This window comes from Bacillus sp. Pc3 (genome assembly GCF_000815145.1).
Lineage (GTDB): Bacteria > Bacillota > Bacilli > Bacillales > Bacillaceae > Bacillus > Bacillus velezensis.
Genome location: NZ_CP010406.1, coordinates 2,094,944 through 2,106,141, shown reverse-complemented (window position 1 = coordinate 2,106,141; position 11,198 = coordinate 2,094,944). Strand labels below are relative to the sequence as shown.

General features: G+C 45.4%; 11 protein-coding genes. 5 read left to right on the top strand and 6 right to left on the bottom strand.

Features of this window, described 5'->3' with window-relative positions; genetic code table 11:
- Position 1: 1 nt before the first annotated feature.
- The 5 genes from SB24_RS10000 to SB24_RS19980 form a co-directional block, all read right to left on the bottom strand.
- The gene (locus SB24_RS10000) at positions 2-565 is read right to left on the bottom strand and encodes a kinase (RefSeq protein WP_031379201.1); all 564 of its coding nucleotides are present in this window, start codon (positions 563-565) and stop codon (positions 2-4) included.
- A 142-nt stretch (positions 566-707) separates the two neighbouring features.
- Positions 708-1,157: a 50S ribosomal protein L9 gene (gene rplI, locus SB24_RS09995; RefSeq protein WP_004393063.1), complete on the bottom strand. Its 450-nt coding sequence runs from the start codon at positions 1,155-1,157 to the stop codon at positions 708-710.
- Complete coding sequence (locus SB24_RS09990) at positions 1,154-3,133, bottom strand: DHH family phosphoesterase (RefSeq protein ID WP_007407911.1); 1,980 nt, start codon at positions 3,131-3,133, stop codon at positions 1,154-1,156. Before SB24_RS09990 ends, rplI begins: the two co-directional genes overlap by 4 nt.
- A 30-nt stretch (positions 3,134-3,163) precedes the next feature.
- Positions 3,164-4,099: a YybS family protein gene (locus tag SB24_RS09985; RefSeq protein ID WP_031379202.1), complete on the bottom strand. Its 936-nt coding sequence runs from the start codon at positions 4,097-4,099 to the stop codon at positions 3,164-3,166.
- A gap of 243 nt (positions 4,100-4,342) precedes the next feature.
- A complete protein-coding gene (locus tag SB24_RS19980; RefSeq protein WP_004393059.1) occupies positions 4,343-4,495 on the bottom strand; it encodes a hypothetical protein in 153 nt (50 codons plus the stop codon).
- 133 nt (positions 4,496-4,628) lie between these two features.
- Here SB24_RS19980 and SB24_RS09975 point away from each other — a divergent pair, with 133 nt between their 5' ends.
- Complete coding sequence (locus SB24_RS09975) at positions 4,629-5,114, top strand: spore coat protein (protein ID WP_007407913.1); 486 nt, start codon at positions 4,629-4,631, stop codon at positions 5,112-5,114.
- A gap of 36 nt (positions 5,115-5,150) precedes the next feature.
- Here the strand turns inward: SB24_RS09975 and SB24_RS09970 are convergent, their stop codons facing one another.
- Positions 5,151-5,522 (bottom strand): winged helix-turn-helix transcriptional regulator, encoded by a 372-nt coding sequence (locus tag SB24_RS09970; protein WP_007615010.1) that lies wholly within the window; start codon positions 5,520-5,522, stop codon positions 5,151-5,153.
- Between the two features lie 206 nt (positions 5,523-5,728).
- On the opposite strand from SB24_RS09970, the gene SB24_RS09965 reads away from it, so the two are divergent.
- The 4 genes from SB24_RS09965 to SB24_RS09950 all read left to right on the top strand — a co-directional run bounded on the left by SB24_RS09965 (position 5,729) and on the right by SB24_RS09950 (position 11,146).
- A complete protein-coding gene (locus tag SB24_RS09965) occupies positions 5,729-6,658 on the top strand; it encodes a manganese-dependent inorganic pyrophosphatase (RefSeq protein ID WP_004393053.1) in 930 nt (309 codons plus the stop codon).
- Between the two features lie 183 nt (positions 6,659-6,841).
- A complete protein-coding gene (locus tag SB24_RS09960; protein ID WP_278251236.1) occupies positions 6,842-7,759 on the top strand; it encodes a DMT family transporter in 918 nt (305 codons plus the stop codon).
- 347 nt (positions 7,760-8,106) lie between these two features.
- Positions 8,107-9,528 (top strand): glycoside hydrolase family 68 protein, encoded by a 1,422-nt coding sequence (locus SB24_RS09955; RefSeq protein WP_039253165.1) that lies wholly within the window; start codon positions 8,107-8,109, stop codon positions 9,526-9,528.
- Positions 9,529-9,589: 61 nt separating this feature from the next.
- Positions 9,590-11,146 carry a glycoside hydrolase family 32 protein gene (locus SB24_RS09950; protein WP_099686895.1) on the top strand — a complete coding sequence of 519 codons (1,557 nt, stop codon included), beginning with the start codon at positions 9,590-9,592 and terminating at the stop codon, positions 11,144-11,146.
- Positions 11,147-11,198: the final 52 nt, after the last annotated feature.

The window sequence follows — 11,198 nt, the reverse complement described above, 5'->3', positions numbered from 1 at the left end:
CTTACATGTGCGGCTGCCATTCCAGGTAACGTGACGGATTTAATTTTTTTATAGTGTTCAAAAACTCATCCGCCAAGCCGTATTTGTCCAGTCCTTTTAATAGTTTTACGGGAAACCGGGTAATGGTCGAAAAAGCTCTTTTATGGTCGATGACTTTAAGATTTCCGTGTTCATTGATCAGAATGTGCCTGATTTCGGCATCCCATCTGGTAAAACCGATTCTTTTTAATTCATCCAGCATATTTAAAATATCAGCAGTCAGTTTGACGGACAGGGATTTTTCTTTTCTGATATGGCGGGCAAGAGAGGTGCCTTGGATGTATTCCATCACAATATAATGATCTCCGTATTCATACAGTCTTGGAATCACCGGGGAACCTTGTCCGGTCTTTAAAGCCGCCAATTCCTTCTTGCATGTCCCTTTTTCAAAGAAGTATTTTACGCATTTGTTGTGTGTTAAGCGGTAGACTTCCCCGTCTTTTCCGTCTCCGATCAGCGGATAGTGCTCCAGCGCCTTTTTATTCTCCGGATTATTAAAATATGTTTCAGAAAAAAATCGTTTCATACCGACACATCCTTCGTTATGATGTAATATAATATGCAATCTGGTAACGATCGGAAATGAAACAATCTCATCATTTTCTTGCGCTGCGCGGTCTGCTGACATGAAAAAAAACCCGCCGGATCGGCGGGTTTTTCATTGTGTATTACGCTTCTTCTTTTACGTGAACCTTCAGCACAGCCTGAACTTCAGGGTGCAGCTTTACAGGAACGTTTGTATATCCCAGTGTGCGGATACCGTCTTGGAGCTCCAGTTTCCGTTTATCCACTTTAATCTTATGCGTTTTTTGCAGCGCTTCTGCAATTTGTTTGCTTGTGACAGATCCGAATAGACGGCCGCCTTCACCGGATTTGGCACTCAGCTCAACAGTCAGCTGTTCAAGCGTTTCTTTCAAATCTTTCGCTCTTTCAAGCTCGGCAATCGCTTCTTTTTTCTCTTTTTCTTTCTGTCCTTTCAATGCGCTGATGTTCGTCGCATTTGCTTCGACAGCGAGGCCTTTTTTAATGAGAAAGTTATGTGCATAACCGTCTGCTACGTTTTTCATTTCGCCTTTTTTTCCTTTACCTTTTACATCTTGTAAGAAAATAACCTTCATCTCTGAACGCCTCCCTCAAAATATTCATCAATGGCTTCCTTCAGCCGGACGAGCGCTTCTGAGACAGAAATGCCCGATAACTGGGTTGCCGCATTGGTTAAATGCCCTCCGCCATCCAGCGCCTCCATAATAATCTGCACATTGACCTCGCCCAGCGATCTCGCACTGATGCACACCGTATGCTCATCCCGTCTGGCTACCGCAAATGAAGCTTCCACTTCACTCATCGATAAGAGGGAATCAGCCGCCTGCGCAATCAGCACCTGGTCAAAGTACTCCTCTTCGTTCTCAGGAAGAGAAGCAATCGCGATATGTTCTTTATAAAGAGACGTATGCTGGATCAGCTTCGCCCGCTTGATATAAGAACCGACCGATTCTTTGAGAACTTTCTGCACCAGAACCGTATCTGCGCCTTTCGCTCTCAAATAAGAAGCGGCGTCGAACGTCCGCGAGCCCGTGCGAAGGGAAAAGCTCTTCGTATCCACTATTATACCAGCTAACAGGGCCGTCGCTTCAATCATATTGATTTTGAGCCGCTTCGGCTGGTATTCAAGCAGCTCCGTCACGAGTTCTGCGGTGGATGAAGCATATGGCTCCATATAAACGAGCAGCGGGTCTTTAATAAATTCCTCGCCTCTGCGGTGGTGGTCAATCACAACGATGTGCTCGATTTTGTTCACGAGACGCTCTTCCATCACAAGGGATGGTTTATGTGTATCAACGACGACAAGCAGCGTGTCGTCATTTGAAATTTCCATCGCCTCTTCCGGCGTGATGAACCGCGACCACAGCTCTTCATATTTCTTAATTTCTTCAATCAGACGCTGAACACTTGATCCGATCTGGTTCGGATCAATGACGATGTAGCCTTCTTTGCCGTTGGCCTGCGCCACCTTCAATATTCCGATTGCGGCTCCGACTGCGTCCATATCAGGAAATTTGTGCCCCATGATAATGACATTGCTGCTTTCTGAGACAATTTCCTTGAGCGCGTGGGAAATCACCCGGGCGCGCACCCTTGTGCGCTTCTCCATCGGATTCGTTTTGCCGCCGTAAAATTTCACCTTGCCGTTCGGCATTTTGATCGCCACTTGGTCGCCTCCGCGGCCGAGAGCCAAATCGAGGCTGGACTGCGCCAGATCTCCAAGCTCCTTCAAGGAAGAAACCGATGCGCCGATCCCGATGCTGAGGGTCAAAGATACAGTGTGAACGGATGTTTTTTCTCGGATTTCATCCAAAATCGAAAATTTCGCGTTTTCAAGCTCCGTTAAAATGTGTTCATTTAACACCGCGATAAACCGCTCCGAGGACGTCCGTTTCAGGAAAATGCCGTACTCCTGCGCCCACGCATTTAATAATGAGGTGACCTGGCTGTTCATCGTGCTTCTCGTTTGGTCATCCAGCCCCTGTGTGACGTCATCATAGTTATCTAAGAAGATATATGCCAGCACGGTTCTCTCATTTTCGTACTGCTTTTCAATCTGAATCTGTTCTGTCACATCAAAGAAATAAAGCAGGCGCTCATCTCTTTTAATCACTACTTTAAACTTCCGCTCATTCAAGGTGATCGTTTCCGAATCGACCTCCTGCTTGATCAGCGGCACGACGGCCTCGCATGTGTCATACAGTGAGCGTCCGACGAGCGTGCTTTCATTAAAACAGGAAGACAAAAACGGATTCGCCCACTCAATGTAATATTGATCATTAAACAGCATAATTCCGATAGGCATTTCCATTAATGCCTCTTCGCCTACTTTTTTCAATCTATACGATAACGTGGAGATATAATCGTCAATTTCTTTTCTGATCAGAGAATCCGCACGCTTAATGAAAAACAAGATCACGGCGAGCAGTACAACGCCGATGGCTCCTATCAGCCAGTTAAAGTAAATGCTGATGAGAATTATGATGATTGACAATGCAATCAATGCATAGATGGGATACCGAAACAACGGTTTTTCATAAAAACTAGGCATTTCTATCAACTCCCCACCTGTAAGTCACACTCAATTTCGCGTCACCTTATTTCTTATGTTAAAGCCTATGTCAATGATGCCTAAGAGGAGATACACGGACAAGATGAGCGGAAAAAGCACCCCCAGCACAATTGCTAATACAGGAACGGCTTTCGGCATCTCCATTTCGCGGCAATAGAAAAAAATAAACGCTAATCCTTGAATACAAATCAGCAAGCTGAGAATAAATCCCCCATTCAATGAAACCGAATACAGCATATGCCCTTTTTCTAAAGGCAGAAACCCTAATATCGTCACAATAAAATACAGAATGACAACGCTTTGCGGGAGTTTGAGCTCTCTAAAAGGCTTCATCTTCGGAAGATCAGGGGAAAATCGCCGTAAAAGCGGCCTTGCCATAGCATAACTGAGGAAAGAAAAAACGATGCCGGTCAATACGAGCACTGTCGGAAAAAGATATTGAACCGTGCTCAGCTGACTTTCCATCAGCTTGATCTGCTTCCCGAACTGGTCTCCGTAACCGAACTGTTTTGACATGGTATCAGCCACAGACAGCGACTCCCGAAGCTGGGACATGGTGGTATCAACCACATTCATGTTAAGGAACACGATGCTGACCACAAAAAAAACGACGCCGCACAGCACATACGCCATAGCGCCGGCAGCAACCGCATAGCCGGGCTGTTTCTTTTTAAAATAATATCCCATGGCGATTCCCGTACAGGCCGCCGTAAAAGCGCCTGTAAGCCCGGTAAACGAACTTACAATAAAGCTGACAGGAAGGCTGGCAAGCCCCATCCATACCCCGGGCTTCAGACCGTGCCGAATGGTGTAAAGAATGATCGGCAGCGGCAAAGCAAAGAGAAGAATTGCCCCCAGTAAAGGGAGGTACACGACCAAAAGGGAAATGATTGCAAAAATACTGATCAAAATGGCGCCTTCTATTAGAGCCCTTGTATTTTTCACTTACTCACCTCAAACCTTGTATCATTCGAACATACGAATAGAAAAGAGCAGCTTAGACGACTGCTCTTTTGACGCCGCAATGTCTCTTTCAAGACCTGAATTTTCCATAAACTCTCCAAAATACACGTATATATTTTAACATAAGTCGAAATCGCAAGTAAAATGAGCGCGGACAGCCGCAATGTTCCATGTGAAACATGAAAACAGACAAACGGACATCCCAGTGAAAGAATGCCCGTTGTATCAGTGATCCTGATCATCCATGAAACCAGAAGTATCTCTGTTTTTCTTTTTGGTTTTTCGTACATATAACAAGACGATAACGATAAGTAAGAGAGTGGTCGCCTGCAAAACCCCGCTGCTGAAAAGGAAGAAGTTCTTTATCATGTCCCACATATAGTTTCACCTCTATTTCGTATTTCCTTTACATTGAGTTTCCCTTTCTGGAAACTTCAAAACATCAGGAACAACATCGGGACCGGGGCATATGCTGAAAGTGAAAATGAAGGATAAAGGAGATTCTTACACCATGACTGAGCGGAGAACATTAGCATGGCATGAAACGTTAGAACTGCATGAGTTAGTAGCTTTCCAGGCAAACGGACTTGTGAAATTAAAAAGAACAGAGCGGGACGTAAGCGATGCCAGATTAAAACAGCTCTACAGATTTTCCATCCATTCGCTGGAACAAAATCTGCGTGAACTGCTTCCTTTCTTCCCTGAAGCTCCCGCTTTTCGTGAGGATGAAACAGAAGAGCGCGCTGATTCCTCCTTTTACAGCGGCGGCCTGCTCATTCTGGCCAAAACATCTGTCCGCAATTATGCCGGAGCCATTACAGAGACGGCCACACCTCAATTAAGACACGTCTTCGTCAAGCACTTAAACGCGGCCATCAAGTGGCACCAAATGGTCTTTGAGTATATGGAAGAACGGGGTCAATATCCGGCTTACAACCTGAGCGAATTGCTGAAAAATGATGTACGCAATGCCAGAAAAGCCATCGCGATGAAATAAAAAAAAGCAGCAAGGAATTTAATCCTTTGCTGCTTCTTATTTTTGAGCGGACTGATCTTGAGGAGACGTTTTTTCCCGGTATGCCTCGAGAAACTCCCGGTTGGCATCTCCCCATTTCTTCATTTGCAAAACGATCGGTTCCAGCGACCTGCCGAATTCGGTAAGAGAATACTCCACCTTTGGAGGCACCTGCTGATATACCTCCCGATGCACGATGCCGTCCGCCTCAAGCTCGCGAAGCTGAAGCGTCAGCATACGCTGCGTAATGCTGGGGCAAATGCGCCGAAACTCATTAAACCGCTTTTTTCCGCCGATCATATGATAAAACAAAATACCCTTCCACTTTCCGCCGATAACGGAAAGCGTCAGTTCAACCGGACAACCTTCTTTATTCGGATATATGTTCATTTTTCATCCTCCATAGTACCTTTTTTGATACTATATGCTGATTAGCATCTGACTTACCCAGTATTTTACTCGCAACCCTCCCCACCTCTCAACAAAAATGCTTCTTTTTCACATCAATTTTTAAGGTTTTGAAGATTACACCCTCCTCAAGACGTGTTAAACTATAAAAAGATTGTTTACACTACAAAAAAGGACAAGGAGTTATTATGGAAAAAATTCTTATTTTCGGACATCAAAACCCAGACACAGATACCATTTGCTCTGCCATTGCCTACGCTGATCTAAAAAATAAACTCGGCTTCAATGCTGAGCCCGTCCGCCTCGGACAAGTCAACGGCGAAACACAATACGCGCTTGATTATTTTAAGCAGGAAAGCCCGCGTTTGGTGGAAACAGCCGCAAACGAAGTAAACGGCGTCATCCTTGTTGACCACAATGAACGCCAGCAAAGCATCAAGGATATCGAAGACGTTCAGGTTCTTGAAGTTATCGACCACCACCGTATCGCCAACTTCGAAACAGCGGAACCTCTTTACTACCGTGCTGAGCCGGTCGGCTGTACGGCTACGATCTTAAACAAAATGTACAAAGAAAATAACGTGAAAATCGAGAAAGAAATTGCGGGCCTCATGCTGTCAGCAATCATTTCCGACTCTCTGTTATTTAAATCTCCGACTTGCACGGAGCAAGATATCGCAGCGGCAAAAGAGCTTGCTGAAATTGCCGGCGTAGATGCGGAAGAGTACGGCTTAAACATGCTGAAAGCGGGCGCCGACTTAAGCAAAAAAACTGTGGAAGAACTGATTTCTCTTGATGCGAAAGAGTTCACGCTCGGCAGCAAAAAAGTCGAAATCGCCCAAGTCAACACAGTTGATATTGAAGATGTTAAAAAGCGGCAGCCGGAATTAGAAGCGGCTCTTTCAAAAGTAATTGCTGAGAAGAACCTTGACCTGTTCCTTCTCGTGATTACGGATATTCTGGAAAACGATTCCCTTGCGCTTGCCATCGGTGATCAAGCGTCAAAAGTGGAAAAAGCATTCAACGTGACTTTAGAAAACAACACGGCTCTTTTAAAAGGCGTCGTATCCAGAAAGAAACAAGTCGTTCCTGTTTTAACAGACGCGATTGCAGAATAACCAACACACCCCGGAAACCAGCCGGGGTGTTTTTTTATTGCTCATTCATCAGACGGCCGTTTCGTAAGCGCTTTCCTCCGAAAATCATTTTGACGGAATTTAATATACAATATATAATATATCACATGGAGGACGTTCATTTCCTAATTATTGTTAGTTACTATCACAACGTCAGAATCGGGGGTGTCTATCCTGGAAAAACACGCTGCTCTTTCTTATTCACGAACAACAGGCATTTGGCTTGTGCTGACAGGAGCTATCTTATGGGGGGTCTCGGGAACGGTTGCCCAGTATCTGTTCCAGCACCGCCATTTTAATACAGAATGGCTGACTTCGGTGCGCCTTCTAGTGTCAGGGGCGCTTCTGCTCGGCATTGCGTACCGCAAAGAAAAAGGACGGATATGGGCTGTTTGGAAAGACAGACGGGACAGAATTCCCCTTCTTTTATTCGGGATTTTCGGAATGTTAGGCGTTCAATACACCTACTTCGCGGCAATTGAGTACGGCAACGCGGCCGCTGCTACCGTTCTTCAGTATTTAGGACCAGCGATCATTACATGCTTTTTAGCGATTCGCGCAAAGAGAATTCCTTCAGCAAAAGAGCTTCTCGCCGTCTTATTGGCGGTTGCCGGCACATTCATTTTGGTCACGCACGGGAATGTCGGAAGCCTGTCCATATCCGGTCTGGCTGTCTTTTGGGGCATCAGTTCGGCGTTTGCATTGGCGTTTTACACCCTTCAGCCGCATCGTCTGCTGAAGAAATGGGGATCGGCCATTATTGTCGGATGGGGCATGCTGATCGGCGGAGCCGCCCTCAGCTTGATCCGCCCGCCCTGGAAATTTGAAGGCGAGTGGTCCTTGCCGGCATATGCCGCAATCGTGTTTATCATCATTTTCGGAACGCTCATCGCTTTTTATTGCTACTTGGAAAGCCTGAAATATCTGAGTGCCTCTGAAACCAGCCTGCTCGCCTGTGCAGAGCCGCTGTCGGCAGCTTTTTTAGCTGTTATCTGGCTGCATGTTCCCTTCGGAATATCAGAATGGCTGGGTACTTTGCTGATTTTAGCCACCATCGCTTTATTATCTATCAAGAAAAAATAACCTCTCTTTTTTAGAGAGGTTTTTTCCTGGGCCCAGAGCACCCCTTAGTCTCAATTACCCATATATTAAAAGGCCTTTTTTCATTTTGCTATCATCCAAAAGAGGAAAATAGACCAGTTGTCAATAGAATCAGAGTCTAATAGAATGATGTCGAAAAGTAAATTACGCAGGATTGTTACTGATAAAGCAGGCAAGACCTAAAATGTGTTAAGGGCAAAGTGTATTCTTTGGCGTCACCCCTTACATATTTTAGGTCTTTTTTTCTGTAACAAACCTGCCATCCATGAATGCAGGAGGACCGAATCGGCAGATCGCAAAAAAAGGTACATACAAAAGGAGACATGAACATGAACATCAAAAAATTTGCAAAACAAGCCACAGTTCTAACTTTTACGACTGCACTTCTGGCAGGGGGAGCGACTCAAGCCTTCGCGAAAGAAAATACCCAAAAACCTTACAAAGAAACGTACGGCGTCTCTCATATCACACGCCATGATATGCTGAAGATCCCTAAACAGCAGCAAAATGAAAAATACCAAGTGCCTCAATTCGACCAATCAACAATTAAAAATATCGAGTCCGCGAAAGGACTGGATGTGTGGGACAGCTGGCCGCTCCAAAACGCTGACGGAACAGTAGCTGAATACAACGGCTATCACGTCGTGTTTGCTCTTGCCGGAAGCCCGAAAGACGCTGATGACACATCCATCTACATGTTTTATCAAAAAGTCGGCGACAACTCGATCGACAGCTGGAAAAACGCGGGCCGTGTCTTTAAAGACAGCGATAAGTTCGACGCCAACGATGAAATCCTGAAAGAACAGACACAAGAATGGTCCGGTTCTGCAACCTTTACATCTGACGGAAAAATCCGTTTATTCTACACTGACTTTTCCGGTAAACATTACGGCAAACAAAGCCTGACAACGGCGCAGGTAAATGTGTCAAAATCTGATGACACGCTCAAGATCAACGGAGTGGAAGATCATAAAACGATTTTTGACGGTGACGGAAAAACATATCAAAACGTTCAGCAGTTTATCGATGAAGGGAACTATACATCCGGCGACAACCATACGCTGAGAGACCCTCACTACGTTGAAGACAAAGGCCATAAATACCTTGTATTCGAAGCCAACACGGGAACAGATAACGGATACCAAGGCGAAGAATCTTTATTTAACAAAGCGTACTACGGCGGCAGCACAAACTTCTTCCGTAAAGAAAGTCAGAAGCTTCAGCAAAGTGCTAAAAAACGCGATGCTGAATTAGCGAACGGCGCCCTCGGTATCGTAGAATTAAACAATGACTACACATTGAAAAAAGTCATGAAGCCGCTGATCACTTCAAACACGGTAACTGATGAAATCGAGCGCGCGAATGTTTTCAAAATGAACGGCAAATGGTACCTGTTCACTGATTCACGCGGTTCAAAAATGACGATCGACGGTATTAACTCAAACGATATTTACATGCTTGGTTATGTATCAAACTCTTTAACAGGTCCTTACAAGCCGCTGAACAAAACTGGTCTTGTACTGCAAATGGGTCTTGATCCTAACGATGTAACGTTCACTTACTCTCACTTCGCAGTGCCGCAAGCCAAAGGCAACAATGTCGTGATCACAAGCTACATGACAAACAGAGGCTTCTTTGAGGATAAAAAGGCAACATTTGCGCCAAGCTTCTTAATGAACATCAAAGGCAAGAAAACATCCGTTGTTAAAAACAGCATCCTTGAACAAGGACAGCTTACGGTTAACAACTAATAACAACAAAAAGAAAATGCCGATACTTCATTGGCATTTTCTTTTATTTCTCAACAAGATGGTGAACTCAATCATGGCACGAAAATGGCCCGTTGTAATATTGATCTTTTTGGGTGCGTTCCTGTTTGTCGGCTTACTGCCGAACAAAAGCCACAATTCCTCTGACACAAACACGGAGCACAAGAAGGATTACCGGGCGGCGTATCATTTTACGACCCCGGACAAATGGAAAAACGACCCTCAAAAGCCCATTTTTTTCGAGGGGAAATATCATTACTACTATCTTTATAATCGGGATTACCCGAACGGCAACGGCACAGAATGGCGGCACGCCGTATCAGAGGACTTGGTGCACTGGACGGACGAAGGCACGGCTATTCCGAAATACACCAACGAAAACGGCGATATATGGTCCGGTTCTGTCGTCATTGATAAACACAATACCGCGGGCTTCGGCAAAAACGCGCTGGTCGCCGTCACAACGCAGCCGACAGCCAAAACAAAAGCCCAGGAACAATATTTATGGTACAGCACGGATAAAGGAAAAACGTTTACTTCCTATAGTGATCAGCCCGTGATGAAAAACCCGGGAACTAAGGATTTCCGGGACCCGAAAGTGATCTGGGATGAACAGGATGACAAATGGGTGATGGCTATGGCCGAAGGCGAAAAAATCGGTTTTTATGAATCACCCAATTTAAAAAATTGGACATACACGGGCGGTTTTATCACTCAGCAGATCGGCCTCGTCGAATGCCCCGACCTTTATATGATGCGTGCAGATGACGGAACAGCCAAATGGGTTCTAGGCGTAAGCGCAAACGGCAAACCCGCAGGCAAACCGAATACGTACGCGTATTGGACCGGAAACTTTGACGGGAAGGAATTTACCGCCGATCAAGAAGAACCGCAATGGCTCGATTACGGCTTTGACTGGTACGGCGGCGTCACATTTGAAGACGGTAAAAGCGAAGATCCGCTGACAAAACGCTATGCGCTGGCATGGATGAACAATTGGGATTATCCGAATGAAACACCGACACTAAAAAACGGCTTTAACGGCACGGATTCTATCGTCCGTGAAATCCGCCTTCAGCAGCAGGACGGCGGCACATACAGCCTTGTGTCAGAGCCGGTTGAAGCATTGAACCAATTAACCTCTTCAACTGACAGCATAGAACACAAACAGGTGAACGGTTCAGAGACACTGCCGATCAAAGGTGATACATATCAGCTTGATATGGATATCGCTTGGTCAGATATCAAAAATGCAGGCGTCAGACTCAGAGAATCAGCAGACCAAAGTCGGCATATTGATGTCGGTATTTCGGCAGAAGACGGCTATGCCTATGTGAACAGATCGTTTACAGACCAGCCTGATAAAACCGGTGCATACGCCGAAAGCAAAGCCCCATTTGACGGAAACAAAGGGCGCGTCCATCTGAAAATTCTCGTGGATAAAACAAGTATTGAAGTATTTGCAGACGACGGAAAAACCGTTTTGACAAATGAAGTGTTCCCAAAACACGAAGATCAGGGAATCACGCTCTTTTCTGAAGGCGGCTCCGCTGACTTTCAGCATATTGAGATGAAGCATCTCGGTTCGATTCATTCTTAGACGTCCCTCTTCATTTCTAACCAGCGCCCGGACTGTGGTAAAATGCAAATAT

Bases quoted from the DNA above. Each gene is read 5' to 3' on its own strand.
- SB24_RS10000 (WP_031379201.1), bottom strand. From the start codon at position 565: ATGAAACGATTTTTTTCTGAAACATATTTTAATAATCCGGAGAATAAA.
- rplI (WP_004393063.1), bottom strand. From the start codon at position 1,157: ATGAAGGTTATTTTCTTACAAGATGTAAAAGGTAAAGGAAAAAAAGGC.
- SB24_RS09990 (WP_007407911.1), bottom strand. From the start codon at position 3,133: ATGCCTAGTTTTTATGAAAAACCGTTGTTTCGGTATCCCATCTATGCA.
- SB24_RS19980 (WP_004393059.1), bottom strand. From the start codon at position 4,495: ATGTGGGACATGATAAAGAACTTCTTCCTTTTCAGCAGCGGGGTTTTG.
- SB24_RS09975 (WP_007407913.1), top strand. From the start codon at position 4,629: ATGACTGAGCGGAGAACATTAGCATGGCATGAAACGTTAGAACTGCAT.
- SB24_RS09970 (WP_007615010.1), bottom strand. From the start codon at position 5,522: ATGAACATATATCCGAATAAAGAAGGTTGTCCGGTTGAACTGACGCTT.
- SB24_RS09965 (WP_004393053.1), top strand. From the start codon at position 5,729: ATGGAAAAAATTCTTATTTTCGGACATCAAAACCCAGACACAGATACC.
- SB24_RS09955 (WP_039253165.1), top strand. From the start codon at position 8,107: ATGAACATCAAAAAATTTGCAAAACAAGCCACAGTTCTAACTTTTACG.